The organism is Thauera aminoaromatica S2, from assembly GCF_000310185.1.
GTDB lineage: Bacteria > Pseudomonadota > Gammaproteobacteria > Burkholderiales > Rhodocyclaceae > Thauera > Thauera aminoaromatica.
The window spans coordinates 18,411-45,074 of record NZ_AMXD01000005.1; the positions used below are offsets into that span (position 1 = coordinate 18,411).

The 26,664-nt window shown below is 67.4% G+C and carries 21 protein-coding genes; 15 read left to right on the plus strand and 6 right to left on the minus strand.

Features of this window, described 5'->3' with window-relative positions; translation table 11 throughout:
- Positions 1-142: 142 nt before the first annotated feature.
- From C665_RS02095 to C665_RS02120, 6 genes are all read right to left on the minus strand, one after another.
- Complete coding sequence (locus tag C665_RS02095) at positions 143-349, minus strand: Fic family protein (RefSeq protein ID WP_004299011.1); 207 nt, start codon at positions 347-349, stop codon at positions 143-145.
- A 136-nt stretch (positions 350-485) separates the two neighbouring features.
- Positions 486-2,081, minus strand: coding sequence for a type I-G CRISPR-associated protein Csb2 (gene csb2 / locus C665_RS19960; RefSeq protein WP_157277002.1), 1,596 nt, complete (start codon positions 2,079-2,081; stop codon positions 486-488).
- A 2-nt stretch (positions 2,082-2,083) separates the two neighbouring features.
- Positions 2,084-3,088 carry a type I-G CRISPR-associated RAMP protein Csb1/Cas7g gene (gene cas7g / locus C665_RS02105; RefSeq protein ID WP_004299018.1) on the minus strand — a complete coding sequence of 335 codons (1,005 nt, stop codon included), beginning with the start codon at positions 3,086-3,088 and terminating at the stop codon, positions 2,084-2,086.
- A 19-nt stretch (positions 3,089-3,107) separates the two neighbouring features.
- On the minus strand, positions 3,108-5,207 hold the full coding sequence (cas8g1, locus tag C665_RS19965; RefSeq protein WP_083854664.1) for a type I-G CRISPR-associated protein Cas8g1/Csx17: 2,100 nt from the start codon (positions 5,205-5,207) through the stop codon (positions 3,108-3,110).
- Complete coding sequence (gene cas3g, locus C665_RS02115) at positions 5,204-7,894, minus strand: type I-G CRISPR-associated helicase/endonuclease Cas3g (RefSeq protein ID WP_083854665.1); 2,691 nt, start codon at positions 7,892-7,894, stop codon at positions 5,204-5,206. The genes cas8g1 and cas3g overlap by 4 nt, the downstream gene beginning before the upstream one ends.
- Positions 7,895-8,128: 234 nt before the next feature.
- On the minus strand, positions 8,129-9,139 hold the full coding sequence (locus C665_RS02120; protein WP_004299026.1) for a helix-turn-helix transcriptional regulator: 1,011 nt from the start codon (positions 9,137-9,139) through the stop codon (positions 8,129-8,131).
- Between the two features lie 245 nt (positions 9,140-9,384).
- Between C665_RS02120 and gyrA the strand changes: the two genes are divergently transcribed.
- From gyrA to C665_RS02195, 15 genes are all read left to right on the plus strand, one after another.
- Positions 9,385-12,036 (plus strand): DNA gyrase subunit A, encoded by a 2,652-nt coding sequence (gene gyrA, locus C665_RS02125; RefSeq protein ID WP_004299030.1) that lies wholly within the window; start codon positions 9,385-9,387, stop codon positions 12,034-12,036.
- Positions 12,036-13,133, plus strand: a complete 1,098-nt coding sequence (serC, locus tag C665_RS02130; protein ID WP_004299033.1) for a 3-phosphoserine/phosphohydroxythreonine transaminase — start codon at positions 12,036-12,038, stop codon at positions 13,131-13,133. The genes gyrA and serC overlap by 1 nt, the downstream gene beginning before the upstream one ends.
- Positions 13,134-13,212: 79 nt before the next feature.
- Entirely contained in the window at positions 13,213-14,280 is a 1,068-nt protein-coding gene (gene pheA, locus C665_RS02135; RefSeq protein ID WP_004299037.1) for a prephenate dehydratase, read from the plus strand.
- A gap of 62 nt (positions 14,281-14,342) precedes the next feature.
- Positions 14,343-15,440, plus strand: a complete 1,098-nt coding sequence (gene hisC / locus C665_RS02140; RefSeq protein ID WP_004299041.1) for a histidinol-phosphate transaminase — start codon at positions 14,343-14,345, stop codon at positions 15,438-15,440.
- Positions 15,441-15,454: 14 nt separating this feature from the next.
- On the plus strand, positions 15,455-16,342 hold the full coding sequence (locus tag C665_RS02145) for a prephenate dehydrogenase (RefSeq protein WP_004299043.1): 888 nt from the start codon (positions 15,455-15,457) through the stop codon (positions 16,340-16,342).
- A 51-nt stretch (positions 16,343-16,393) separates the two neighbouring features.
- On the plus strand, positions 16,394-18,355 hold the full coding sequence (locus C665_RS02150; RefSeq protein ID WP_040828306.1) for a bifunctional 3-phosphoshikimate 1-carboxyvinyltransferase/cytidylate kinase: 1,962 nt from the start codon (positions 16,394-16,396) through the stop codon (positions 18,353-18,355).
- Positions 18,356-18,445: 90 nt separating this feature from the next.
- A complete protein-coding gene (gene rpsA, locus C665_RS02155) occupies positions 18,446-20,149 on the plus strand; it encodes a 30S ribosomal protein S1 (RefSeq protein WP_004299050.1) in 1,704 nt (567 codons plus the stop codon).
- 11 nt (positions 20,150-20,160) lie between these two features.
- Positions 20,161-20,448, plus strand: coding sequence for an integration host factor subunit beta (locus C665_RS02160; protein ID WP_004299053.1), 288 nt, complete (start codon positions 20,161-20,163; stop codon positions 20,446-20,448).
- Between the two features lie 76 nt (positions 20,449-20,524).
- Positions 20,525-20,842 (plus strand): LapA family protein, encoded by a 318-nt coding sequence (locus tag C665_RS02165; RefSeq protein ID WP_004299057.1) that lies wholly within the window; start codon positions 20,525-20,527, stop codon positions 20,840-20,842.
- Between the two features lie 6 nt (positions 20,843-20,848).
- The gene (gene lapB / locus C665_RS02170) at positions 20,849-22,024 is read left to right on the plus strand and encodes a lipopolysaccharide assembly protein LapB (RefSeq protein ID WP_004299059.1); all 1,176 of its coding nucleotides are present in this window, start codon (positions 20,849-20,851) and stop codon (positions 22,022-22,024) included.
- Positions 22,025-22,104: 80 nt separating this feature from the next.
- Positions 22,105-22,995, plus strand: a complete 891-nt coding sequence (gene cysM / locus C665_RS02175; protein WP_004299063.1) for a cysteine synthase CysM — start codon at positions 22,105-22,107, stop codon at positions 22,993-22,995.
- Positions 22,996-23,095: 100 nt separating this feature from the next.
- Positions 23,096-25,177: a translocation/assembly module TamB domain-containing protein gene (locus C665_RS02180; RefSeq protein ID WP_144312175.1), complete on the plus strand. Its 2,082-nt coding sequence runs from the start codon at positions 23,096-23,098 to the stop codon at positions 25,175-25,177.
- Between the two features lie 24 nt (positions 25,178-25,201).
- Entirely contained in the window at positions 25,202-25,396 is a 195-nt protein-coding gene (locus tag C665_RS02185) for a hypothetical protein (RefSeq protein ID WP_004299068.1), read from the plus strand.
- Entirely contained in the window at positions 25,393-25,833 is a 441-nt protein-coding gene (locus tag C665_RS02190) for a DUF1318 domain-containing protein (RefSeq protein WP_004299072.1), read from the plus strand. The genes C665_RS02185 and C665_RS02190 overlap by 4 nt, the downstream gene beginning before the upstream one ends.
- On the plus strand, positions 25,830-26,621 hold the full coding sequence (locus C665_RS02195; RefSeq protein WP_004299077.1) for a 3'-5' exonuclease: 792 nt from the start codon (positions 25,830-25,832) through the stop codon (positions 26,619-26,621). Before C665_RS02190 ends, C665_RS02195 begins: the two co-directional genes overlap by 4 nt.
- Positions 26,622-26,664 lie beyond the last annotated feature (43 nt).

The following is a 26,664-nucleotide window of genomic DNA, read 5'->3' on the forward strand; positions in this document are numbered from 1 at the left end:
TAGCCGCAGGGAGAACGGCTGGCGCGGTGCAGGGGATGTGGTGGGCCCTTCGCGCGCAATGAGGCCGCGGCGCTGGAGGGTAGGGCGCCGCGGAAATGGAGTCCGGATTGTCAAAGAGCTTGTTCGGTGTGGAGTCCGATCGTCAGGTGCGGCGCAATCGCTTGCCTGCCGTCGTCAAGCGATACTTCTGCAGGCGACTGTTGGGTTTTTCCGGGATGGTCGGCGTGATCGCACCGCGCTGGACGAGCCGTCGCACCGCCTCGTGCAGTTGGCCGGATGGTCTGTTGCGGCCGAGCGCGCGCGCAAGCTCGGCTTTGCCGAGGGGGCCGGCGAGCAGTGCGGCCAGCACTTGCGACTCTACCGGCGACTCTACCGGCGACTCTTGACCCTGAGGGCGGTATCGCTTTGCGCACAATGAAGCCGCGGCACCCGGGGATCAGGGAGCCGCGGAACGTGAATGTCGGATTGTTAAGGAACGCGGTGATTCAAAGGGTCGCAAACAGGCCGAGGCCGAAATGGCTGCCATACCCCAAGCTGATGGGGCCTTGGACTTCCGCATCGAATACGAGCCTTAGTGTGAAGCCATGATCGATCGGCGGGGCGGGGCCGAAACGGCGGCTGCGGATGAAATGGCGCTGCCGCCGTGCAAGCTCGGTCTCGTGCGGATCGAGCAACTCGATGGTCGTTGCCGAGGGCATTCCGCGCGATGCCAACTCGGCATGGATCTGCCCTTCGAGCGTGTTGCTTCCGTGCTTCTTGATGTGTCGGGGCGCCACGAACGGGGTGGCGCTGATCCACTCCCTGCTCTTGCCGATGTGGCGTCTGATCCGTTCGCCGGTTATTCCCGCCAGCGCCGTCAAATCGACAATCTCGCGTGCCGAAGCGGCCACTGCAAGGTGCAAAGGCCCCATCACGCCCTTGGCGAAAGTGCTGCGCAGGCGGCGGATGGTCGACTGGGCTTCGCCATCCAGGCCCATCGGTACCCAGATCAGGATGTGGTCGAGATGCCCGTCCCCATTCAGATCGATGGGCAGTAGGTGAGCATGGCGGTGTGGTTCGCACAAGGGCCGACGTTGTTCGTCACAGCCGGTCAGTGCCGGGTGATGGCGCCCTTTCAGGCTACCCACCAGTTGCCGGTGTAGATGCTCGGCCTGGGCCAATGTGCGTGTTACCGGAGGCAGCGCATGCTCGTTGCCGCCTTGCGTCGTCATGGAAAGCAGCATTGCCTCGACGGCCGGAGTTGTGGGCACGTGGCGGTGCCTTGGCGCACCGACCTCCAGGGCGTCTGTCCTGCGCCAATAGAGAACGCGGCGGCTGCCCGGTGGCTGGCTCCAGCCGCAAGCTTGGAGTTCGTTGGTCTGCATTTGCAGGCAGGCGATCAGATCCGGCGGGTAGGGGCGGATCGCCTTCTCCTGCTCCTTTTTCATCTTCGCAGTGGGCGTCCTGCCTGGCGGTGTGTGCTCCAGACTTTCAAGGGTCCGTGCGACGGCCCGCTCCCGCCATGCCGCATACGTGTCGGCTGGCTCTGGGACAAGCACGGATATCTGTTCCCAGCCGGGGCCAGGCGATGCTTCACCATTGCCTTCAGGCCAGCAAGCTTCGCCAGCGGGGAATGGGCGCGCGTCGGTGGCAAGGTGCGCGACGACCCAGCTTTCGGAGCGCCCGAGATAGCCGATACGTTCGGCCAGTCGTTCGAGTAATTCATGCTCCTGTGCCGTTAGTTCGACCTGCCAGCTGACCGCAAGCTCGCCGGAAACGCGTGCCCACGTATCGAATACCAGGCTGGTTTCTTCGCGTCCGTTTTTGAATCGGGCCATTGGCATGTAGTGGCGGCTGTGGGTGCCGGTGGCCTTGGGTAAGCGGTAGTACGGCAACACCGATGCCAGTTTTTCGACCAGAGAGCGGGCTTCTGGTGGAGGCCCCGCAGTCGGCCAATGGAGCATGGCGTAACCGGTCGCCAACAGTGTGCGCAGCAGGCGCCAGGGCGAGGGCGGCCACTCGATCAGCCCCTCGTTGACATGGTGTCCCCACGGCGTGGCGTGATAGCGCCCGGCAGGGAAGCGGAAGATCAGAGTCGGCATGCTCATGCCTCCATTGCGTCCTCGTCGTCTTCGGGCCGCTCTGACGTGTCCTCCTTACCCTTCTTCAATTCTTCGTCGAAGCTGACTTCGGTTACGCTCATGCGCGTCTTGCAGGCGTCGATGGCTGGCCTGAGCGCGTCGGTTAACGCGCCCAAGGCGGGGAGAGCAAAACCCGTTGGGCGGGTGGCCTGGATGTCGTCCGTGACCACTTCAAGGTCGCATGCGGTGCGCAGGCGCAAGCCTCCATCGACCAGCGCACGCAGCTTGTAGAGCGCCAGCAGAATCAGCAGTCGTTCCACGTCCGTGCCAAGGCCGTAGCCGCGAATCTGCGCCAGATCGAGATTGGCATAGAGGGTGATCCTATCGGCGGTGAATTCGTCGCGGGCGAAGGGAACGTTGCCGAATCCGCTCTTGGTTTCTCCCGAAGGATTGACGTGGTCGTTCTTCACACCGCCTGATGCTGCAACGCGAACACCATCGGCTTCGATGAAGGCAGATAGTGCCCGCGCAACGCGCAAGCGACCTCCTGCCAATTCTTTCTTGGCTAGAAAGACGCCGTGCAGTAATGCACCGATGTCGTATTTCAACAAGACTTCAGCCAGCTTGCGTCGGTCGATCGGTCCTTCGTCAAGACCGCCTAGATCCGCCTTCAGTGCAGTGAAGAAGGTCTTGTCCTTTCCTTCGAGGAGATACGGGCTATTCACGCGGTGTGCTTCCAGTACCGTATCGGTCAGGAATTTCCCATGGCGGAGCACCCTGACGTGGGACAGACTCGATAATGCTGAATTGATATCCTGGCTCACTTCGTCCCATACCGTCATTTCAAGCCGGTTGGCCATGCTTTGCGCGCTCTCAACCAGTAGGCCCTGGCCATCGGCGGTCTGGAAGGTGGCAGCGCCCAGGCTGGGAAAGCCTGTGGGCTGAAAGCGCTGGCCTTGCAAAGGACTCAGCGGAATGGCAAACAGCAGGCGGTGGGTATTGTCGAGTTTGGTGAGGTCGATACTCATGGGTGCTTTCTCCTTCGGTTCATGCGGTGCTGGATTGTGGGTCGAGGCGCTGGACAAGCTTTCCGGCTGTTTCCCGGCCGACGGGAAAAGCCAGCGCCGCGGCCCAGAGGCGAGCGGTTTCGGGTGCTACGGTGCCGGCGCGGATCGTGGCGGATACGCCGGCGGCGCGCAGGCGGCGTAGAGCCAGCTCGATGGCCGTGGCGGCATCGCCGCTTTCTAGACGGCGCAGAATGGCGGGGTCGGTGCCTACGCTGCGTCCGTCGGGCAGAGGCCAGGGCAGCATGGCGAGGCGGATTGCCTGCCAGCCCTCGTCCGGCCAGCGCACCATCACAGGGTTTTGGGTGGTTTGCGGTCGTTGAGCCCATTCACGCCCTTTCACAGCCATCAATACGCGGGCGCAGGACAGGGTGTGGTCGAGATCGACTTCACCTGCGGTGAGTGCGGCCAGGTCGGCGAGGCGTGTCGCCGCCTGTCGGGCCGGCATCAGCGGCAAGCGGCGCAAGCCGGTTTGGGTGGCCTCGATGAGACGCCGCCGTACCAGGGCGACGGCATCGTCGACGCCCCGACGCCCCTGCATGACGACGGCGGTTTCTTGATTCTTTGACGCAACCCAATGACGGCGCACCGGGTCGATGGGTGCTCTGTCGTTCCGGCGAAAACCCGCCGCCTGCAAGGCGAACGCGACCGCCAGGCGCCATTCGGCGGAGGCGTCGTCGGCAACGCTCACCCACTCCGGGCGCAAGGGCGGGATTGGACCGCAGCGCACGTTGCCGCTGCTCAGCAGTACCGTCTCGACGTTTGCCAGCGCCGTGACGACCGTCTGCCAGTGTGCCGACTCGTCGGGGTGCTGCACGACTGCGAACAGCGCATCGGCCAGTTGCCGTTCCGCGACTTTCAGACGTCCGGTCGCGCCCTTGTCGCGGGCCAAGCGGCGCAGCCGCACGAGCCAGGCTTCGAGGTCGTCCAGGCAGGCCAGACGCGGTGAAACGTGGTCGGGGACGCGGAAGCGTCCAAGTGGTACGGCGAGATTGGCCTGGCCGTTGCGCTCGATGTAGCCGTAGCGTTGAAAGGCCGTGATACCGCGTGCCGTACCGAGGCCTGCCACGGCACGGGCCATGTCGAGCGGTTCATGGACCGGCTTCGCGCCGATCTGGGCACGTCCTTCGCCTAGCAGCCGTTGCAATTCGGAAAGGGTGGTGGGCTGCGGCCACAGCGGCATCCACTGCTCGCCACGGGCGCTTTCGTCGCTGTCTGCGGCACTGGCGTAACCGGCGCCGTGCCCGGCGACGGCAAAGGGTGCGGCTGCGCGCGAAGTGGTCGTGGTGCCGAAACGGCGGGTGGCGTGGGCGTTGAATAACACCGCACCTTCGAGCATAAAAACGAAGTCCCAAGCGTTGCTAAGCGGGTCAGCATCGGTGGCGGTGGAAGCATTGTTTCCACCTGCGTTGCCGGGGTGGAACTGGCCAATGGCGGCTTTCGCCTGCATTCCCAACGTGGGAGAGCCCGTCAAGGCCTCCATGAGTAGCGGCAGTGTTGTAGCTACGGCTGTACCATCGTTTGGGAAAAGGTGCAGCAGCCGACCCATGAAATTACTGGAAAAATCCAGCCGTCCGTCATTCAGTCCAGTGCCGAACAGCGAAGGATAAGAGGGTTTGCCGTCTTCGCTGAGCACTATGGCCGCGGAGAGGGCACGGCTGTGTCCTCCCCGCCATGTACGCCTGCATTCGGCGATGAGTGTTTCCTTCTCCTTCTTCTCCGGTGCCTCTTTGCGTCCAGTCACCGTCTTCTTGGCATCCTGGATTGCACGCCGATACTCCGCAAAACGTAGTGTCTTGGTGTCTAGGATGGCACTGACCGCTTTACCGGCCTTTTTGTCCTTCGGGTAGAAACCTGTGCCTCCATTCCACGGTGCCACCAACGGAGTTGGCTCATACCGTTCGAGGAAAAATCCGAGCAAATCATCTTCATCGAGATGTGTCGCCAGCAGAAAGCGTTCTCCTTCCCACCAGCCGCGCGCCTCGGGGTCGGCTTGTTCGGCTACCAATCGCAGGACGCCCAGTGCCTTGAGGTAGTGCGCGAGCGGGGTGGGGGCGCAGCCGTTCAGTTTGTGCACGATCATGGAATTGCCTCCGTGCCTGCATGAAAACTCCGGGCTTCGGTTTCCAGCAACGGGTCTGCAATCCGCTCACCGTCCCGTGAGGAACGCTGGTCCGCCGCGCGTAGCAAGGCTTCCATCCAGGCGAGCGCAAAGGGGCCGTGCCGGTGCAACAGGCCCAGCACGCGCTCGGTCCAGCCTGCGCCAAACGCCTTGCCAAGTCCTGCTTCGGCAAGGCTTAGCGAGACGGTGAAACCGGGCAGGTGATGCGGTGCTCCATTGGCGTCGCACAGCCGGATGGCGGGCACTTCGTCGCCTTCCTCCACACCGCGCAGCCGTGCCCTGGGTTTATTCATCTTCTGATCTGCGGGGGCTGCGTGCCAGGCCAGGCGCAGCTTGCCGTGATGGCTGCACACCACGTAGGCGAGCAGGTCGAAGTGGTGGGCGTCGAGCGCGAGGATTTCCTGTTCCAGCGGGCTTGGCGGGCCTTCGGGTGCGGTTCGTTCCGTGGCGGTCACGCCTATCTGTCGCAAGAGTTCTCGCCAAGGGCCAAGGAGCGCAGGGTGGTCAGGCTCGTGGCGTTGCAGTACCGAAAAGAGGGCCAGAACGGAGATCAGTTCGTGGCGGAAACCAGGACGGTGACTGCCATCTGGCATGGGATACAACGCCCGCCCGGTGTGCCATGCTTGTGGTGGCGCTTTGGCAAGATCGTCGCATGGTGGGCGACCAGGAAAATCCTTGCGAATGGAACCGCCAAACGCCGGGAATACTTTGCCCGCGTCGTGCCAGCGGCCAGCCAAGTCGAACAGCTCGGCCAATTCCCGGTCGAGTGCCGATGCGATTGTGCGCGCCAAGGCGCCGGTTTCGCTTCCGTGGGTGGCAATGGTCTTCCATGGATAAGCGCTGAGCGATTCGTCGTCCTGGCTGGCATCGGCGAGTTCCTCCTGTCCCGGTGTCTGCGGTGACGGCAACGCGCATGCCTGCCTGTTTTCCGGCGCCCAGCCCGTTTCCGGATCGTAGCCACCGCATTGTGCGGCCACCAGCACGGTCTGGCCGGGGTAGAGGTCACGCCGTTCGGCGACGCGCCATACCCCTTCCAGCCAGTCCCAGGTCCAGGCGCGCATGCCCTGCTTGAGCCGGGGAGCCTTGGTGCTGGAGGTTTCCTTGCCGCAGAGCCAGTCGCGCGCCTTGAGGAAAGGGACGGAACAAAGCGCCTCGCGCGCGGGCCGCAGCATGGCGTCGGGTGTGCCATCCTTGGCGATGTCTACCCAGAACACCGACAGATCGCGTTCTTCGCCTGACCGGATAAAGCGGCTGACGTCGATGTCGGTGCCGGTGAGGTCGGGCATGGTGTCGAACAGCTCGTCCATCTCGTGGCGCAGCAACAGGTTCTTCGGGTCGAAGGGATAGAGTCGCGGCAACAGTTCGGGATGTCGCTCCTCGAAGGCTTCGAGGTGGATTGGTGCCACGTCGTCGAGCCTTTTCAGCGCATCACGGGCCGCATCCAGTTCCTCCTTCGAGTACGGAGCGGCGGCCTTATCGTCTTTAGGCGCGAAGTCGACGACATGGACCTGTGCCTGGCCGCCCCAGCGCGCGCAGCGGCCGAAACGCTGTACCAGGCTGGGCCATGGCGCGAGGTCGGTGAACAGGACGGATGCGGAAATGTCGACACCAGCTTCCACCACCTGAGTGGCGACGATGATGCGATCGGTGCCGGGAGCGCAGGCTTTCCGGTTAAGGAACGCTGGGCCCCATTCCCGGCGTTCGTGGGGACGGAAGCGGCTGTGGATTAGGCGGATATCCGTGCCGCCCAGTGATTTGTCCTTCTGCAACTGCGCGTACAGTTCGACGGCACGCTCGACACGGTTGACTACCACCAGGGTAGGGCCGGCCATTCCCCTGCCAGCCGCGAGATGGGCTTCGGAGATGCGTTGCGCAAACTCTTTGCCCATTGCGGCAGTTACTACCTGGCAGGGTTTGCTCACGCCCTCCCACAGGGAACCGCGACGGCGCTGTTCGCTGATCGAAAGCAGGGGCAGGCTGGCTGCCAGTTCGGCAGTGTCGGGACTTTTTTCCAGCCAGCCGCGTTGGAGGGTGGCGCTCATCCACCAAGTCACGCAGGGGCGCCGCCGCCTGTCGTCGTCCTGTTCCCGGAATGCCTGCAGCTGGCCGGCAGTGGCCAGCCCGACGTCCATCAACTGCACTTCGTCTAGCACCCACAATGCATCGTGGTTGAGCAGGCCGAACTCCATCGGCCATCGCGCCCGTGGCGAACCGTAGCCGCGGTTCATGGCGCGGGAGAGAAGCATGTCCTGCGTGCCGATGAGCACCGCACATTCTTCCGGGTACAGATGCCATTCGCCTCCGTTCGCACCGCCCATCAGCAGATGCACGCCGACCTTTCCGGCATGGTCCGATTTGCCGTCCCACAGCACACCCATTGTTTCCAGTACTTGCTGGGCTTCGTGTGCGGTCTGTTCGACCAGCACACGCATCGGCAAGCACCAGACTAGGCGCCGGGGCCAATGGTCTTCACCCTGCCGGATGCGATTCCATGTCCATGCAGCAAGAACACCGAGCGTCTTGCCAAAGCCAGTGGGAACGCGGATCAGGCGGTTGCTGCATTCGCTTGCTGAACCGAGTTCGACCTGCCAGAGATGAGGGGACAAACCGCCCGAGATGGTGTGCGCGAAGGTGTGGTATTCACTCATGCGAGTGCTATCTCCATCGGTACGTTATGCAAGCATGCTGAAATGCTCTTCGCTGGATGTTGGCTCATGCAACTGCATCTGTGCTTGAGCGGATCTGAGCGGGGTGGAAACCGGCAGATGACTGTCGCTGCAAGTGAGGGGGGACGACTGGTGAGCGCAGCGATCTTGCCCAGACGTGCAATGAAGCAGCGGTACTTGAGCATCACGGGCCTCCGATACGAGTTGTCCTCGGCATTATTCGCCCGCCGGTGACTCAGGGAGTGAGCCTGCGGCCGGGGCTTCCGCCGGTCGGTAGCGTGCCGCCGCGCTATTGAGGCGCCGGGCGATTTCGCTGCGCAGCTCTTCCGGGGCGACGACTTCCACTTCCGGGCCGTACTTGAGGATGTCCATCAACAGCTCGCGCGCGTCGGAGTACGGTACCTGCAGTTCGTAGGCGTCGCCTTGCCACTGGCCGATCTGATCGGGGTGCCAGGTTTCTGCCTCGACCCAGCGCGCGGCGTGGGCGGTGAAGCGCAGCACCGCCCATGCGCGGGCGGAGCCGGCGAAGATGCCGAAGCTGGCGCCGAGCTGGCGGTCCAGTTCTGCAGCGGGAACATCCTTCGCCTGCACGTCCAACTGCCGGGCGGAGGTGATGCGATCCAGCGAGAAGATGCGCAGATCGGCGGCGCGCTCGCACCAGGCGAGCAGGTACCAGTTGTCGCGGTAGCGCACCAGGCGCTGGGGGTGGACCGTGCGGGTGGTGCTGCGCTCGTGTGCGCGGCCGATGTAGTCGATGCGGAGTTGCTGCTGGCCCAGTGCGGCGGCTGCCACGATACCGAAGCGCTCGGGGTCGACGTCGCGCCGCGCGACGCTGCGCAGGAGCACGCGCGTGGTGACGGCTGCGGCGGAGGTGCCGCCTTGCTCGAGCAGTCTGCGGATGCGCGCGCGCAATGGGCCGATGTACGGCGAGAGCAGGCCGGGCTGCACCTCTTCCAGCAGTTGCTCGCAGGCGAGCAGCGCGTGGAGTTCGGATTGGTTGAACCACAGGCCGGGCAGCTCGAACTCGGGTGTGTCGGAGGCGTAGCGGTAGCCGTTGGTGTCGCGGTCGTAGGTGATGGGCGCGCCCATGTGCAGGCGCATGTATTCGATGTCGCGGTTGATCGTGGCGCGCGAGGCGTCGAGCTCGTCCATCAGGCGGGCGAGCGAGGGCGGCTGCCGGGACTTGAGGCAGCGATGGAGACGGAAGATGCGTTCGGCACGGTTCATGGCGGGAGGACCGGTTTCGTACCCGATGCGAGTCGGCGCGGGAATGATGTTTGAATCATTGCCGAGGCCCGGGGGCGCGGGCAAGCAAATATCGAGCGCTCGAAGTGCGAGCGCATTTCCGCAATCCACGCCCGGCGGTTGGCCGGCGCAGGGAAGGGCCGTGACGGCAGAGGCGGCAAGGCTGAGAGTGGGTGTCGCGTGCTAACATCGCACGTTTTGGTAAACGCGGCCCGTCCGCTCCCAGCATGACCCAGTTCGCCAAGGAAACCCTGCCGATCAGCCTCGAAGAGGAGATGCGCCACTCCTACCTCGATTACGCGATGAGCGTGATCGTGGGGCGGGCGCTCCCCGATGCGCGCGACGGCCTCAAGCCGGTGCATCGGCGCGTGCTGTTCGCGATGCACGAACTGTCCAACGACTGGAACCGCGCCTACAAGAAGTCGGCGCGTATCGTCGGCGACGTCATCGGCAAGTACCACCCGCACGGCGACACCGCGGTGTACGACACCATCGTGCGCATGGCGCAGGACTTCTCGCTGCGCTACATGCTGGTCGATGGCCAGGGCAACTTCGGCTCGGTCGACGGCGACAACGCGGCGGCAATGCGATACACCGAGATCCGCATGGCGCGCATCGGCCATGAGCTGCTGGCCGACATCGACAAGGAGACGGTGGACTTCGGGCCGAACTACGACGGCTCGGAGAAGGAGCCGCTGGTCCTGCCCGCGCGCATCCCCAACCTGCTGATCAACGGCTCGGCCGGCATCGCGGTGGGCATGGCGACCAACATCCCGCCGCACAACCTGGGCGAGATCGTCGACGCCTGCCTGAAGCTGCTCGCCGAGCCCGACACCGACATCGAGGCCCTGATCGACATCGTGCAGGCGCCCGACTTCCCCACCGCCGGCCTGATCTACGGCCTGGCCGGCGTGCGCGAGGGCTACCGCACCGGCCGCGGCCGCGTGATCATGCGCGCGCGCACGCACTTCGAGCCGATCGGCAAGACCGATCGCCAGGCCATCATCGTCGACGAGCTGCCCTACCAGGTGAACAAGCGCACCCTGCAGGAGCGCATGGCCGAGCTGGTCAACGAGAAGAAGATCGAGGGCATCAGCGAGATCCGCGACGAGTCGGACAAGTCGGGCATGCGCCTGGTGATCGAGCTCAAGCGCGGCGAGATGCCCGAGGTGGTGCTGAACAAGCTGTTCAAGCACACCCAGCTGCAGGACAGCTTCGGCATGAACATGGTGGCGCTGGTCGACGGCAAGCCGCGCCTACTCAACCTCAAGCAGATGCTGGTGTGCTTCCTCGAGCACCGCCGCGAGGTCGTCACCCGCCGCACCATCTTCGAGCTGCGCAAGGCGCGCGATCGTGGCCACATCCTCGAAGGCCTGGCGGTGGCGCTGTCCAACGTCGATGAGATCATCGCGCTGATCAAGGCCGCGCCCACGCCGGCCGATGCCAAGCGCGAGCTGATGGCGCGCGAGTGGCGCTCGGCGCTGGTCGAGGAGATGCTGGCGCGCGCCCTGGCCGACAGCTACCGGCCGGAAGGGCTGGATCCGCAGTACGGGCTGCAGGCGCAGGGTTACCGCCTGTCCGAAGCCCAGGCCCAGGCCATCCTCGAATTGCGCCTGCAGCGTCTGACCGGGCTGGAGCAGGACAAGATCGTCGGCGAATACCGCGAGGTCATGGACGTCATCACCGACCTGCTCGACATCCTCGCCCGCCCCGAGCGCATCACCGCGATCATCGTCGAGGAGCTCGGCGCGATCCGCAACCAGTTCGGCGATCCGCGCCGCTCCGAGCTGGTGATGAACACCGCCGAGATCAACATCGAGGACCTGATCACGCCGGAAGACATGGTCGTGACCCTGTCGCACACCGGCTACTTCAAGCGCCAGCCGCTCGCCGACTACCGCGCCCAGCGCCGCGGTGGCCGCGGCAAGCAGGCGACCTCGATGAAGGACGAGGACTTCATCGACCACCTCTTCGTCGCCAACACTCACGACACGGTGCTGTGCTTCTCCAACCGCGGGCGCTGCTACTGGCTCAAGGTGTACGAGGTCCCGGAGGGCACGCGCAACTCGCGCGGCAAGCCGATCGTGAACCTCTTCCCGCTGGTGGAAGGCGAGAAGATCACCGCGGTGCTGCCGATCAAGGAGTTCGACGAGGAGCACTTCGTGTTCATGGCGACCTCGGAAGGCACGGTCAAGAAGACCGCGCTCACCGCGTTCTCCAATCCGCGCAAGGCCGGCATCATCGCGGTCAACCTGGACGACGGCGACCACCTGATCGGGGTGGCGATCACCGACGGCCAGTGCGACGTGATGCTGTTCTCCGACGCCGGCAAGGCGGTGCGCTTCGCCGAGACCGACGTGCGCCCGATGGGGCGCGACGCGCGCGGCGTGCGCGGCATGACGCTGGAGGACGGTCAGGCGGTGATCGCGATGCTGGTGGCCAAGGACGAGTCGCAGTCGGTGCTGACCGCGACCGAGAACGGCTACGGCAAGCGCACCCCGGTGGCGGAATACACCCGCCACGGCCGCGGCACCAAGGGCATGATCGCGATCCAGACCAGCGACCGCAACGGCAGGCTGGTGGGCGCGGTGCTGGTCGAGCCGAGCGACGAGGTGATGCTGATCTCCACCGGCGGCGTGCTGATCCGCACCAGCGTCGAGAGCATCCGCGAGATGGGCCGCTCGACCCAGGGCGTGACCCTGATCAACCTGGACGAGGGCACCTTCCTCGCCAGCATCGAGAAGGTGGCCGAGTCCGAGTCGGACGAGAGCATGCGTGCCAGCGGCGAGGGCGCCGAGGGCGGCGAGGCCGAAGGCGGCGCACAAGCCGCGCCGGGCGAGGGCGAGGCCCCCGCTGCGGACGAGGAAGGAGAGGCCTGATGAGTCGCGTGTGGAACTTCAGCGCCGGTCCCGCGGTGCTGCCCGAAGAGGTGCTGCGCCAGGCCGCCGACGAGATGCTCGACTGGCACGGCAGCGGCATGGGCGTCATGGAGATGAGCCATCGCGGCAAGGAATTCACCGCGATCGCCGCCCAGGCCGAGGCCGACCTGCGCGAGCTGCTCGCGGTGCCGGCCGGCTACCGCGTCCTCTTCATGCAGGGCGGGGCCATCGCCGAGAACGCGATCATCCCGATGAACCTGATGGGCGACAGGCGCGTGGCCGACTATGTGGTCACCGGTTCGTGGTCGCAGAAGTCGCAGAAGGAAGCGCGCAAGTACGCCGAGGTGAACATCGCCGCCTCGTCCGAGGCGGGCGGCTTCACCACCGTGCCGGCGATGGCGGAGTGGAAGCTGTCAGCCGATCCGGCCTACGTGTTCACCTGCACCAACGAGACCATCGGCGGCCTCGAGTACCCCTTCGAGCCCGACCTCGCGCAGATCGGCCGCGGCGAGGTGCCGGTGGTGGCCGACATGTCCTCGCACATCCTGTCGCGTGTGATCGACGTCTCGAAGTACGGCCTCATCTTCGGCGGCGCGCAGAAGAACATCGGCCCGGCGGGTCTCACCATCGTGATCGTGCGCGAGGACCTGCTCGGGCGCGCGATGCCGCACTGCCCCACCGCCTTCGACTTCAAGACCGTGGCCGACAACGGCTCGATGTACAACACGCCGCCCACCTACGGCATCTACATCGCCGGGCTGGTCTTCCAGTGGCTCAAGCGCCAGGGCGGGGTGGCGGCGATCGAGGCGCAGAACGTCGCCAAGGCGAAGCTGCTGTACGACTTTCTCGACGCCAGCGATTTCTACGAGAATCGCATCGACCCGGCTTGCCGTTCGCGCATGAACGTGCCCTTCTTCCTCAAGGACGAGGCCTTGAACGACGCCTTCCTCGCCGAGGCCAAGGCGGCGGGGCTGGTGCAGCTGAAGGGCCACAAGTCGGTCGGCGGCATGCGCGCGTCGATCTACAACGCGATGCCGCTCGCGGGCGTGCAGGCGCTGGTCGACTTCATGCGCGACTTCGCCGCCCGCCGCGGCTGAGGCCGCGCGGGGCAGGGCACGGCGGGACGGAAACACGGGACAACATCAGGACGCAAGCCGGAGGGGCCACGGGCCGAGCATGAGCGACGAACTGCTGAAACTGCGCAACGAGATCGACCGCATCGACGAGGAAATCCTCGCCCGCCTCGCCGAGCGCGCGCGCTGCGCGCAGCGCGTGGGCGAGATCAAGCGCGGGGTGATGTATTACCGCCCCGAGCGCGAGGCGCAGGTGCTGCGCCGGCTGGCCGAGCTCAACCCCGGCCCGCTGTCTTCCGATGCGGTGAAGACCATCTTCCGCGAGGTGATGTCGGCCTGCCTCGGGCTGGAGCAGCCGCTGCGCGTGGCCTACCTCGGCCCCGCCGGCACCTTCTCCGAGAGCGCCAGCCGCAAGCATTTCGGCTCCGCGCCCAACTTCCTGCCAATGGCGGCGATCGACGACGTCTTCCGCGCGGTGGAAGCCGGCAATGCCGACTACGGCGTGGTGCCGGTGGAGAACTCCACCGAGGGCGCGGTCGGCGGCACGCTCGACCTGCTGCTGGCCAACCCGCTCAAGGTGTGCGGCGAGGTGCGCCTGCGCATCCACCAGCAGCTGATGTCGCGCGCCGAGGGCATCGGCGCCGCCCGCCGCATCTACTCGCACGCGCAGTCGCTGGCGCAGTGCCACGAGTGGCTCAACCGCAACCTCCCGCACCTGCCGCGCATCCCGGTGGCGAGCAACGCCGAGGCCGCGCGCATGGCCTCCGAGGATCCCGAGTCCTGCGCCATCGCCGGCGACGCCGCGGCGCAGCTCTACGGGCTCAACATCCTCGCGCCCAACATCGAGGACGATCCCAACAACACGACGCGCTTCCTGGTGATCGCCGACCACGACGCCGGGCCCTCGGGCAAGGACCGCACCTCGCTGGTGTTCTCCGCGCCCAACCGGCCGGGGGCGATCCACAGCCTGCTCGAGCCGATGGCCCGCCACGGCGTGGACATGACCAAGCTGCAGTCGCGCCCGGCGCGCTCCGGGCTGTGGGAGTACGTGTTCTACGCCGACATCAACGGCCACCGCGAAGACCCCGAGGTGGCGGCCGCGCTGCGCGAGCTCGACGAGCGCGCCGCCTTCGTGAAGATCATCGGTTCCTATCCGGTCGCGGCGATCTGAGCGCGGCCCCGATTGCACACCAGGCCCGCGCGGGGAGTGCGGGCCGCAGCAGGAGACGACCCATGAGCATTGCCAGTCTTGCCCCCGACTACATCCGCGCGATCATGGCCTACCAGCCGGGCAAGCCGATCTCGGAGCTCGCCCGCGAGATGGGAATCCCCGAGGAGAGCATCGTCAAGCTCGCCTCCAACGAGAACCCGCTCGGCATGAGCGCGCGCGCGCGCGATGCCGCGATCGCCGCGATCGGCGAGGTCTCGCGCTATCCGGACGGCGGCGCGTTCGCGCTCAAGAAGGCCTTGTGCGAACGCTTCGGCGTCAAGCCCGAGCAGCTCGTGATCGGCAACGGCTCGAACGACATCCTCGAGCTGGCCTCGCAGGCCTTCCTCGCGCCGGGGCTGTCGGCGGTGTATTCGCGTCACGCCTTCGCGGTCTATCCGCTCGCCACCAACGCGCGCGGCGCGCGCGGCATCGAGGTGGCGGCGAAGAACTTCGGCCACGACCTCGACGCCATGGCGGCGGCGATCGAGCCGCAGACCCGCGTCGTCTTCATCGCCAACCCGAACAACCCCACCGGCACCTTCGTCCCGGGCGCCGAGCTCGAGGCCTTCCTCGCCAAGGTCCCGCGCCACGTGCTGGTGGTGCTCGACGAGGCCTACACCGAATACCTCGCCCCCGAGCAGCGCTACGACTCGATCGCCTGGCTGGCGCGCTTCCCCAACCTGCTGGTGTCGCGCACCTTCTCCAAGGCCTACGGCCTGGCAGGCCTGCGCGTGGGCTACGGCATCGCCCACCCCGAGGTGGCCGACCTGATGAACCGGGTGCGCCAGCCCTTCAACGTGTCCTCGGTAGCGCTCGCCGCGGCCGAGGCGGCGCTCGGCGACGACGAATTCCTCGCCCGCAGCGCCGAGCTCAACCGCCGCGGCATGACGCAGCTCGTCGCCGCCTTCCGCGAACTCGGCCTCGAATGGATCCCCTCGGCCGGCAACTTCGTCACCTTCAAGGTGGGCGACGCGATCGGGGTGAACCAGGCGCTGCTGCGCCAGGGCGTGATCGTGCGTCCGATCGCCGCCTACGGCATGCCGCACTGGCTGCGCGTGTCGATCGGTCTGCCCGAGGAAAACGCGCGCTTCATCGAGGCGCTGCGCCAGGCGCTCGCCTGAGCAGGGGGCGGACGATGGCGCACATCGGCAAGCTGGTCGTCTGCGGGGTCGGGCTGATCGGCGGCTCCTTCGCGCTCGCGCTGCGGCGCGCGGGCGCGGTCGAGCGCATCGTCGGCATCGGCCGCCGGCGCGAAGTGCTCGAGCGCGCGTGCGCGCTCGGCGTGATCGACGAGATCGCCGAGGGCTGGGCGGATGCGCTCGACGGCGCCGACCTGGTGCTGCTCGCCGCGCCGGTGGGGCAGACCGACGCGATCCTCGCCGCGATGGCGCCGCACCTGCGCCCGGGCACCATCGTCACCGACGCCGGCAGCACCAAACGCGACGTGGTCGCCGCGTTGCGCACCCATCTGGGTGGCGCGCTCGCCGACGTGGTGCCGGCGCACCCGATCGCCGGCGCCGAGAAGAGCGGGGTCGAGGCTGCCTTCGCCGAGCTCTACATGGGCCGCAAGGTGGTGCTGACGCCGCTGCCCGAGAGTCGCCCCGAGGCCGTCCAGAAGGTGCGCGACGCGTGGGAGGCCTGCGGCGCCAACGTGGTCGGCATGACACCGCAGGAGCACGACCGCGTGTTCGCCGCGGTGAGCCACCTGCCGCACCTGCTCGCCTTCGGCCTGGTCGACGACCTCGCCGGGCGCAGCAACGCGCCGCTGCTGTTCTCGCATGCGGCGAGCGGTTTCCGCGACTTCACCCGCATCGCCGGCAGTCATCCCGAGATGTGGCGCGACATCTGCGTCGCCAACCGGGTCGCGCTGCTCGAGGAACTCGATGCCTACCTCGGCGAGCTCGCGCGCTTGCGCATGATGCTGGTCGAGGGCGATGGCGACGGCCTGGAGGCGGTGTTCGAGCGCGCCCGGCACGCGCGCAACGCCTGGGCCGAGGGGCTGCCGATCCGTACCGCCGAGTGAGCCTGCGCTTTTTCCTGTTTCGCGGGGACGGCCCCGTTTTCTGAGGTCATGATGGAATTTCTCGATCTGCCCCCGATGCTGGGCGCCGCCGGCAGCGTCCGCCTGCCCGGCTCGAAGAGCATCTCCAACCGCGTGCTGCTGCTGGCCGCGCTCGCCGAGGGCGAGACCGACATTCGCGACCTGCTGCTGTCGGACGACGTCGAACGCATGCTCGAGGCCCTGCGCGCACTCGGCGTGGACTGGCGGCGCGAGGGCGACAGCCTGAACTACCGTGTATGCGGCGTCGGCGGCCCCTTCCCGGTCAAGACCGGCGATCTCTTCCTCGGCAACGCCGGCACCGCCTTCCGGCCGCTCACCGCGGCGCTCGCGCTGTCGGGCGGCGAGTACCGCCTGTCGGGCGTACCGCGCATGCACGAGCGCCCGATCGGCGACCTCGTCGACGCGCTGCGCCAGCTCGGCGCCGACATCACCTGCACCGCCAACGAGGGCTACCCTCCGCTGCATCTCAAGCCCGCCACGATCCGTCCCGGTGGCGTGGTGCGCGTGCGTGGCGATGTCTCCAGCCAGTTCCTCACCGCGCTGCTGATGGCGCTGCCGCTGACCGGAGTGGAGACCACGATCGAGGTGGTGGGCGAGCTCATCTCCAAGCCCTACATCCGCATCACCCTCGAGCTGATGGCGCGCTTCGGCGTGCAGGTCGGGCAGCAGGGCTGGGAGCGCTTCGTGGTGCCGGGCGGCGCGCGCTACCGCAGCCCGGGCACGGTGTTCGTCGAGGGCGACGCCTCTTCGGCATCCTATTTCCTCGCCGCCGGGGCGATCGGTGGTGGGCCGGTGCGGGTGGAAGGCGTGGGGCGGACCAGCATCCAGGGCGACGTGCGCTTCGCCGAGGCGCTGGAGCAACTCGGCGCGCGCATCACCCTGGGCGACAACTGGATCGAGGCCGCGGCGCCCGCCGGCGGCGTGCTGAAGGCCTTCGACCTCGACCTCAACCACATCCCCGACGCGGCGATGACGCTGGCGGTGGCGGCGCTGTTCGCCGACGGGCCGTGCCGGCTGCGCAACATCGCGAGCTGGCGGGTCAAGGAGACCGACCGCATCGCCGCGATGGCGACCGAGCTGCGCAAGCTCGGCGCCGAGGTGGAGGAGGGCGCCGACTACCTGGTGGTGCAGCGCCCGCCGCGCCTGCAGCCGGCGGCGATCGACACCTACGACGACCACCGCATGGCGATGTGCTTCTCGCTGGCGAGCCTGGGGGGCTGCCGCGTGCGCATCAACGACCCGAAGTGCGTGAACAAGACCTTCCCCGGCTATTTCGAGGCCTTTGCGCAGGTGGCGCGGCCGGTGCCGGTGCTGGCCATCGATGGTCCCTCGGCCTCGGGCAAGGGCACGGTGGCGGCGCGCGTCGCCGAGACGCTGGGCTGGCACTACCTCGACAGCGGCTCGCTCTACCGCCTGGTGGCGCTGGCCGCGATGCGCGCGGGAGTGGCCTTCGACGACGAGGCCGGCGTGGCCGCGCTCGCCGCGGGTCTGCCGGCGCGCTTCGAGGGCGGGCGGGTGCTGTTGGGAGAGGGCGCGGACCGCGACGTCACCGACGAGATCCGCTCCGAGGCCTGCTCGGTCGGCGCCTCGAAGGTCGCCGTGCTGCCGGCGGTGCGTGCGGCCCTGCTCGACCGCCAGCGCGACTACCGCGCGGCCCCCGGCCTGGTGGCCGAAGGCCGCGACATGGGCTCGGTGATCTTCCCCGATGCAGGGCTCAAGGTCTTCCTCACCGCCTCGGCCGAGGCGCGCGCCGAACGCCGCCATAAGCAGTTGATCGAAAAGGGTTTGGCTGCTAACATGGAAAGTCTTCTGAAAGACCTTCAGGAACGGGATGCGCGCGATGCCGCCCGGCCTGTGGCGCCACTCGTGAAGCTGCCGGATGCGGCCCTGCTCGACACCACTCAACGGGACGTCGACGAGGCCGTCGCCTTCGTTCTCGATCTCGTCGGGCGGGGGGGCAAGTCGTCCGGTTGAACGCAATCGCGCGGGAGCGTGGGCTCCGGCGCGTTTTTTCTTGAACCAGCCATGTTTGCCGTCCCACGGCGGTGCCGGAATCCACCTTTTATGTCCAACGCCACCCCTGCCTTCGAAGAAAGCTTTGCCGCCCTCTTCGAGGAAAGCCTCGCCCTCCAGGAAATGCGCGCCGGTGAAGTCATCACCGCCGAAGTCGTGCGCATCGACCAGAACTTCGTCGTCGTCAACGCCGGCCTGAAGTCCGAAAGCTACGTGCCCATCGAGGAGTTCCGCAACGACCGCGGCGAACTCGAAGCCAACATCGGCGACTTCGTCCACGTCGCCATCGACGCCCTCGAAGACGGCTACGGCGAGACCCGCCTGTCGCGCGACAAGGCCAAGCGCATCGCCGCCTGGAACGACCTCGAGAAGGCGCTCAACGAAGGCACCCTGGTCAAGGGCGTCATCACCGGCCGCGTCAAGGGTGGCCTGACCGTCATGACCAACAGCATCCGCGCCTTCCTGCCGGGCTCGCTGGTCGACATGCGTCCGGTCAAGGACACCACGCCGTACGAAGGCAAGGAATACGAGTTCAAGGTCATCAAGCTCGACCGCAAGCGCAACAACGTCGTGGTCTCGCGTCGCGCCGTGCTGGAAGAGTCGATGGGCGAAGAGCGCGAGAAGCTGCTCGCCAACCTCAAGGAAGGCACCGTCATCAAGGGCGTGGTCAAGAACATCACCGACTACGGTGCGTTCGTGGACCTCGGCGGCATCGACGGCCTGCTGCACATCACCGACCTGGCCTGGCGTCGCGTCCGTCACCCGTCCGAAGTGCTGTCGGTCGGCGACGAGATCGAAGCCAAGGTGCTCAAGTTCGACCAGGAAAAGAACCGCGTCTCGCTCGGCCTCAAGCAGCTCGGCGAAGACCCGTGGGTGGGCATCTCGCGCCGCTACCCGCAGGGCACCCGCCTGTTCGGCAAGGTCACCAACATCACCGACTACGGCGCCTTCGTCGAGGTCGAGCAGGGCATCGAGGGCCTGGTCCACGTGTCCGAGATGGACTGGACCAACAAGAACATCCACCCGACCAAGGTCGTGCAGCTGGGCGACGAGGTCGAGGTCATGATCCTCGAGATCGACGAAGACCGTCGCCGCATCTCGCTGGGCATGAAGCAGTGCATGTCCAACCCGTGGGACGATTTCGCCATCAACCACAAGAAGGGCGACAAGGTCCGTGGCCAGATCAAGTCGATCACCGACTTCGGCGTGTTCATCGGCCTGGAAGGCGGCATCGACGGCCTGGTGCACCTGTCCGACCTGTCGTGGAGCGAGTCGGGCGAGGATGCCGTGCGCCGCTTCAAGAAGGGCGACGAGGTCGAGGCCGTGGTGCTGGCGATCGACGTCGAGCGCGAGCGCATCTCGCTCGGCATCAAGCAGCTCGAGGGCGACCCCTACACCAACTTCATCGCCACCCACGAGAAGAACAGCCTCGTGCGCGGCACCGTGAAGTCGGTCGAGGCCCGTGGCGCGGTGATCTCGCTGGGTGACGACGTCGAAGGCTACCTGCGCGCGTCCGAGGCCGCTCCGCACCGTGTCGACGACCTCACCACCATGTTCAAGGAAGGGGATGAGGTCGAGGCGCTGGTGATCAACGTGGATCGCAAGACCCGCTCGATCAGCCTGTCGATTCGTGCCAAGGACCAGGTCGAGCAGTCCGAAGCCATGAGCAAGCTGGCTTCCGAGAGCTCCGCTTCCGCCGGTACCACCAACCTGGGTGCCCTGCTCAAGGCCAAGCTGAACGAGCAGAAGCAGTAATCTGTCCGATCATGACCAAATCGGAGCTGATCGCCCAGCTGGCGGAGCGTTTTCCCCAGCTGGTCGCAAAGGACGCCGATTACGCGGTCAAGATGATTCTCGATGCGATGACCGACGCGCTCGCGCGCGGTGATCGCATCGAGATCCGCGGGTTTGGCAGCTTTGCGCTGAACTACCGTCCGCCCCGTACCGGGCGCAATCCCAAGTCCGGCGAGAAGGTGCTGGTGCCGGAAAAATACGTCCCGCATTTCAAGGCGGGCAAGGAATTGCGCGAAAGGGTGGATCTCGGCGGAAGTTGACCGCGCGGCGATCGGTTTACAGGCAATAATGGAGGGCGACTGCGGTCGCCTTCTTTTTGTTCATCGTTCGGGAATCATGCCGGTCATGCGTGCAATCATCTGGATCATCCGCCTGCTGCTGTTCTTCCTCTTGTTCGGCTTCGCGATCAAGAACGACCATCTGGTCACGCTGAACTTCTTTTTCGGCATCCAGTGGCAACTTCCGCTGGTGTTCGTGATCCTGGTCACCTTCGCCGCCGGTGCCCTGATCGGCGTCACCGCGACGCTTGCCTCGATGATGCGCCAGCGCCGCGAGATCTCGCGCCTGCGCCGCCAGGTCGAGCTCGTCGAGCGCGAGAAGGCCTCGACCGAGACCGCGCTCGCCGCGGCAGAGTCCCGCTTGCCGATGCCCTGATCCCCGATGGAAATCGAATACTGGTGGCTGCTCGCGCTGCCGCTGTTCTTTGCGCTCGGCTGGCTGGCCGCGCGCATCGACATCCGCCAGGTGGTGCAGGAGTCGCGCGCGCTTCCGCGCTCCTACCTGAGCGGGCTCAATTTCCTGCTCAACGAGCAGCCCGACAAGGCGATCGACGCCTTCGTCGAGGCGGTGCGCATCGACCCGCAGACCGTCGAGCTGCACTTCGCGCTCGGCAGCCTTTTTCGCCGTCGCGGCGAGACCGACCGCGCGATCCGCATCCACCAGCTGCTCGTCGACCGCGAGGACATCAGTGACGAGCATCGCCTGCAGGCGCTCGGCGAGCTTGGCCAGGATTTTCTCAAGGCCGGCCTGCTGGACCGCGCGGAGGCTGCCTTTCTGCGCCTGCGCGGCACGCGCGCCAACGATGTCGCGCTGCGCTATCTGCTCGAGATCTACCAGCAGGAGAAGGACTGGGCCAAGGCGATCGAGGTCGCCGAGGCGCTGCCTGGCCATGAAGGCGTGATGTGGCACACCGAGGTCGCCAACTTCCATTGCGAGCTCGCTGCCACGGCACTGGCGAACTCGCGCCACGACGAGGCGCGGGGCCATCTCGATCGTGCCTTCGAGGTCAATCGCCGCTGCGTGCGCGCGAGCCTGCTGCTCGGCGACCTGCATGCCGCCCAGGGCCGTGACGAGGAAGCGCTGGAAGCCTGGCAGCGCATCGAAAACCAGGACCCCAATTACCTCGCCCTCGTCGCCGAGCGCGTCATGGACGCCTGCGGGCGCCTCGGTCGCGTGGCTCAGGGGCACCAGCTGTTGCGCGCCTGGCTCGCCGGGCACGCCTCGCTCGACCTGCTCGACGAGCTCTTCCACTGGGAGCTCGAGCGCGAGGGGCCCAAGGCGGCCTACGAGATGGTGCGCGAGGAGCTGCGCCGCAACCCCACGCTGCTCGGGCTCGACAAGCTGCTCGAGGCGGCGGCGCTCAACGCGCCGGCCGAGCAGCGCGCCGACATCGACCTCATCAAGCAGCTCATCCACGGTCACACCCGACGCGTCGCACGCTATCGCTGCAACACCTGCGGCTTCAAGGCGCGCCAGTTCCACTGGCGCTGCCCGGCCTGCGGCGGCTGGGAGACCTATCCACCGCGGCGCACCGAAGAGTTCGACCTGACGCCCTGAAGCGCGGCGAACCCGGCGGGCCGGTCGGGAGTCCACCTCCCGACGAACCCTCCCGAAGAACCCCACTCCACAGGGTAGAAATGGAATTCAGGACGCTGGAAGACTACGTCGGCCGCACGCCGCTGGTGCGCCTCAAGCGCATCGACGCCGGCCGCAACAACGTGATCCTCGCCAAGCTCGAGGGCAACAACCCGGCCGGCTCGGTCAAGGATCGCCCGGCGCTGTCGATGGTGATGCGCGCCGAGGCGCGCGGCCAGATCAAGCCGGGCGACACCCTGATCGAGGCCACCAGCGGCAACACCGGGATCGCGCTCGCGATGGCCGCGGCGATCCGCGGCTACCGCATGATCCTGGTGATGCCGGAGAACCAGAGCGTCGAGCGCCGTCAGACCATGCGCGCGTTCGGCGCCGAGCTCGTGTTGGTGCCGAGTTCGGGCGGCATGGAGATGGCGCGCGACATCGCCGAGAAGATGCGCGACGAGGGCCGCGGCATCATCCTCGACCAGTTCGCCAACCCGGACAACCCGGTGGCGCACTACGAGGGTACCGGCCCCGAGCTGTGGGAGCAGACTGGCGGCCGCATCACCCACTTTGTCAGCTCGATGGGCACCACCGGCACCATCATGGGCACCTCGCGCTTCCTCAAGGAGCGCAATCCCGACATCTGCATCGTCGGCTGCGAGCCGGAGGAGGGCTCGTCCATCCCCGGCATCCGCAAGTGGCCCGAAGCGTACTTGCCGAAGATTTTCGAGCGCCCGCGGGTCGATCGCTTCGAGCGCGTCAGCCAGGCTGACGCCGAGGAGATGACCCGCCGGCTCGCGCGCGAGGAGGGCATCTTCGCGGGCATCTCCTCGGGTGGCGCGATGCATGTCGCGCTGCGCATCGCCGCTCAGGTCGAGAACGCGGTGATTGTCTCCATCGTCTGCGACCGCGGCGACCGTTACCTGTCGACGGGTGTGTTCCCGGCCTGAGCGCCTTCGGCTGGCCGGGCCGCGGGTGACGCGGCGATCGCGTCGCGTGGAGGCTGCAGGTGCCGAACGGGAGTCGTCCCGCCGCGGTCGCGGCTTGCGCGTGGCGTCCTGCGCCCTCTTGCTGCTGATGCTGGCGACCGCCGTTCCGCTTGCGGGCGCAACGGTGTTTCGGGTGCTCGCCCTCCAGATCGCCGAGATCACCCGTCCCGGCCTTGCTGCGGAGGAGCTGAGCGTGCGCTTCGACGCGCATGCGCAAAGCGGGGAGATCGCGGTCGGCCGCCTGCGGGTCGGTGCGCGCGAGTGGCGCGCGCTCTCGCTGCGTTGCGGTCGCCTGCATCTCGACGACGGCGTGCTCGGGTGCAGCGCGGCACGGTTGGAGCTGCGCGGGCGGAGATTGCCCTTCGAGGCCGACATCGAGGCGACGCTCGGCCCCGGGCCGGCGCGGATCGTGCTGCGCCTGGCCGAAGGCGGCCGCATCGAGGCTGCCATTCAAGCGGATGGCAGCTTGCGCGCCCGTCTGCACCGGATCCGCCCTGCGGCGACCGCGGCCCTGCTGGAGCCCTGGCTCGCCGAGCTCGCCGCGCGCCTGCGCGAGCTCGAGGCCGTCGGCGTGCTCGATGCCGAGCTCGATTACCGGCCCGCGGGTGTGGGCGACGCATCCGCAACCCTGCGCGGCCGGATCGCGGGCGGCGGCTTCGGGAGTGGCGACGGTCTGCGTGCAGCCGAGGGCGTGGAGGCCGGTTTCACGCTCGATGCACGTGGGACGGGCGCGGCGTGGTCCTGGGCGGCGCAGCTCGACTGGGACGCGGGCGCGGCCTATGTGCATCCGCTGCTCTTCGAGGCCGGCCCGCGGCTGCGCGCGCACGGGCGCTTCGACGGCCGCCGGATCGTGCTCGAGCGCGGCGAGCTGGCGCTCGATGGGGTTGCTGCCGCCTCCGCGCGCGGCGTGTTCGACACCTTCGGCGGCACGCTGGACACCCTTGCGGTCGAGCTGACCGATGTCGATCTCGTCCGCATCGGCCCGCGCTGGCTGGCGCCGCTGCTGGCGCCGGCGAGTGCGCAGCGGTTGCGCCTCGAGGGGCGGGCGGACCTGCGTGCCGAATTGCGCCGGGATCGGCTGGAGACGGTCGACGTGGAACTGCATGGGGCGGGCTTCGGTCTCGCGTCGCCGCAGGGCGAGGGAATCGCCGCAGGCGGCGTAGCGGAGGAGGCGCGCGCCGAGGTGCTCGCCTTCGGCCCCGTGGATGGGCGCGTGCGCTGGTCCTCGCGCGGCCGGGGCGAGGCCGCCCTGCAGGTTGGCGGAGGGCGCTGGGAGAAGCTCGCGCTCGGGGCCTTCGCGCTCGACGCGGTGCTCGGGCCCGCCGGGCTGCGCCTGCCGGGCGCGCGCATCCCCTTGCTCGACGGTGCGCTGGTGCTCCGGGATCTCGCCCTCGGCTGGTCCGTCGCAGGCTGGGAGGGGAGCGCTGGCGCGGTCCTCGAGCCGGTGTCGATGCCCTTGCTCACCGAGGCGCTCGGTCTGCCGCGCATGGCGGGGGTGATGTCGGCCGCGTTGCCGGGCTTGCACCTGCGTCCGGGCGAGCTCGTGCTCGACGGCACGCTCGCGGTGTCCGTCTTTGGCGGGTGGGTGCAGGCGAGCGGACTGCGCGTGCACGAACCCTTCGGCGTCGCTTCGCACCTGACGGGCGAGATCGAGGCGCGCCACATCGATCTCGCCCAGCTTACCGAGGCCTTCAGCTTCGGCAGCATCACCGGTCATATCGACGCCGATGTGCGCGGCCTGGAGCTGTCGAGCTGGCGGCCCACGGCCTTCGACGCCCGCATCGCCAGCATCGCCGGCGACGAGCGCCGCCGCATCAGCCAGCGCGCGGTGCAGAACCTCGGCGCGCTCGGCGGCGGGGGCGCGCTCGCGGCGGTGCAGCGCAGCGTGCTGCGCCTGTTCGAGACTTTCGGCTATCGCGAGCTCGGCCTGCGCTGCCGGCTTGCCAAGGGCGTATGCGAGATGGACGGGCTGGATGCGGCGCCGGACGGCGCCGCGCGCGCCGATGGCGGCTTCACCATCGTGCGTGGCGGAGGCGTCCCGGCACTCGACGTCATCGGCTACAATCGGCGCGTCGATTGGAACGAACTGGTGGCCCGCCTGCAGCGCGTGGTGGCCGAGGGCGTCTCTCCCACGATCGATTGAATCTGCATATCCCGCGAGGACGGCATGAACCCTGTTGCGCGCTGGCTGTTCGCGGCTGCGCTGGTTGCGAGCACCGCGGCCTGCGTCACGATCAACATCTATTTCCCGGCCGCGGCGGCCGAGAAGGCCGCCGACCGGATCATCGACGAGGTCTGGCAGCTGCGCGAGGGTGCGGGCAGCGCGCCTGCCACGCCGCCGGCTGCGGGAGACGCGAAATGAAATCCGCTTCGATGCCGTCCGGCTCCTGGGCGGGCCGCCTGGCGGCCCTGTTCGTCGGCCTCGCGCTCGCCTTCCCGGTGCATGCGCAGGGCAACCTCGAGATCGACACCCCGGCGATCTCCGCGCTGCGCAAGACGATGCAGCAGCGCCACGCGCAGCTCGCGCCGCTGTATGCGTCGGGTGCGGTGGGCATCGCCGCAGACGGTACCGTGAGCCTGCGCGACGCCGCGGCGGTGCCGCTCGCGCAGCGCGCCCAGGCCAACGCCGCGGTTGCCGCCGAAAATGCCGACCGTGCCGCGCTCTACCGCGAGATCGCGCGCGCCAACGGTCACCCCGAGTGGGAGGCCGAGGTGCGCCGCACCTTCGCGCAGCGTTGGCTCGAGCGCGCGCAGCCGGGCTGGTGGGTGCAGCAGGGCGCTGCGTGGTCGAGGAAATGATGCCGGTCCTCGTCTTCGACATCGAAACCGTTCCCGACGTCGCCGGCATCCGCGCGATCGAGAACCTGCCCGCGGGCCTGTCCGACTACGAGGTCGCGGAGTGGGCGTTCCAGCAGCGCCGCGCCAGCCACGGCAACGACTTCCTGCCGCACCATCTGCAGCGCGTGGTGGCGATCTCCTGCGTGCTGCGCGACGCGCAGCATTTCCGGGTGTTCTCGCTCTCCGAGCCCGAGAGCGGCGAGGGCGAGATCATCCAGCGCTTCTTCGACGGCATCGAGCGCTACTCGCCGCAGATCGTGTCGTGGAACGGCGGCGGCTTCGACCTGCCGGTGCTGCACTACCGCGGCATGCTGCACGGCGTTGCAGCACCGCGCTACTGGGACCAGGGCGAGGGCGACTACCACGACTCGCGCGACTTCAAGTGGAACAACTACATCAGCCGCTACCATAGTCGTCATCTGGATCTGATGGACTTGCTCGCGCTCTACCAGCCGCGCGCGAGCGCACCGCTCGACGACCTCGCCAAGCTCATGGGCTATCCCGGCAAGCTCGGCATGGACGGTTCGGCGGTCTGGCAGGCCTGGCAGGAGGGCCGGATCGCCGAGATCCGCGACTACTGCGAGACCGACGTCGTCAACACCTACCTCGTCTACCTGCGCTTCGAGCGCATGCGCGGGCATCTCGACGCCGCCGCGTGGGCGGCGGAGGTGGAGACGGTGCGCGAGGCGCTCGGCCGCATCGACGCACCGCACTGGAAGCAGTTCCTCGCCGCCTGGCCGCAAGGCTGAGCGGCGCGGCGCCGGCTCCATCCCCCATCCTCTTACGGAGAGC

What these genes read in the sequence shown, in the direction of transcription:
- C665_RS02165 (WP_004299057.1), top strand. Translation starts at nt 20,525, where the DNA reads ATGCCGGTCATGCGTGCAATCATCTGGATCATCCGCCTGCTGCTGTTC.
- cas8g1 (WP_083854664.1), bottom strand. Translation starts at nt 5,207, where the DNA reads ATGATCGTGCACAAACTGAACGGCTGCGCCCCCACCCCGCTCGCGCAC.
- cysM (WP_004299063.1), top strand. Translation starts at nt 22,105, where the DNA reads ATGGAATTCAGGACGCTGGAAGACTACGTCGGCCGCACGCCGCTGGTG.
- C665_RS02145 (WP_004299043.1), top strand. Translation starts at nt 15,455, where the DNA reads ATGGCGCACATCGGCAAGCTGGTCGTCTGCGGGGTCGGGCTGATCGGC.
- C665_RS02120 (WP_004299026.1), bottom strand. Translation starts at nt 9,139, where the DNA reads ATGAACCGTGCCGAACGCATCTTCCGTCTCCATCGCTGCCTCAAGTCC.
- pheA (WP_004299037.1), top strand. Translation starts at nt 13,213, where the DNA reads ATGAGCGACGAACTGCTGAAACTGCGCAACGAGATCGACCGCATCGAC.
- C665_RS02160 (WP_004299053.1), top strand. Translation starts at nt 20,161, where the DNA reads ATGACCAAATCGGAGCTGATCGCCCAGCTGGCGGAGCGTTTTCCCCAG.
- rpsA (WP_004299050.1), top strand. Translation starts at nt 18,446, where the DNA reads ATGTCCAACGCCACCCCTGCCTTCGAAGAAAGCTTTGCCGCCCTCTTC.
- hisC (WP_004299041.1), top strand. Translation starts at nt 14,343, where the DNA reads ATGAGCATTGCCAGTCTTGCCCCCGACTACATCCGCGCGATCATGGCC.
- gyrA (WP_004299030.1), top strand. Translation starts at nt 9,385, where the DNA reads ATGACCCAGTTCGCCAAGGAAACCCTGCCGATCAGCCTCGAAGAGGAG.
- cas3g (WP_083854665.1), bottom strand. Translation starts at nt 7,894, where the DNA reads ATGAGTGAATACCACACCTTCGCGCACACCATCTCGGGCGGTTTGTCC.
- C665_RS02195 (WP_004299077.1), top strand. Translation starts at nt 25,830, where the DNA reads ATGATGCCGGTCCTCGTCTTCGACATCGAAACCGTTCCCGACGTCGCC.
- csb2 (WP_157277002.1), bottom strand. Translation starts at nt 2,081, where the DNA reads ATGCCGACTCTGATCTTCCGCTTCCCTGCCGGGCGCTATCACGCCACG.
- lapB (WP_004299059.1), top strand. Translation starts at nt 20,849, where the DNA reads ATGGAAATCGAATACTGGTGGCTGCTCGCGCTGCCGCTGTTCTTTGCG.
- cas7g (WP_004299018.1), bottom strand. Translation starts at nt 3,088, where the DNA reads ATGAGTATCGACCTCACCAAACTCGACAATACCCACCGCCTGCTGTTT.
- C665_RS02185 (WP_004299068.1), top strand. Translation starts at nt 25,202, where the DNA reads ATGAACCCTGTTGCGCGCTGGCTGTTCGCGGCTGCGCTGGTTGCGAGC.
- serC (WP_004299033.1), top strand. Translation starts at nt 12,036, where the DNA reads ATGAGTCGCGTGTGGAACTTCAGCGCCGGTCCCGCGGTGCTGCCCGAA.
- C665_RS02150 (WP_040828306.1), top strand. Translation starts at nt 16,394, where the DNA reads ATGGAATTTCTCGATCTGCCCCCGATGCTGGGCGCCGCCGGCAGCGTC.
- C665_RS02190 (WP_004299072.1), top strand. Translation starts at nt 25,393, where the DNA reads ATGAAATCCGCTTCGATGCCGTCCGGCTCCTGGGCGGGCCGCCTGGCG.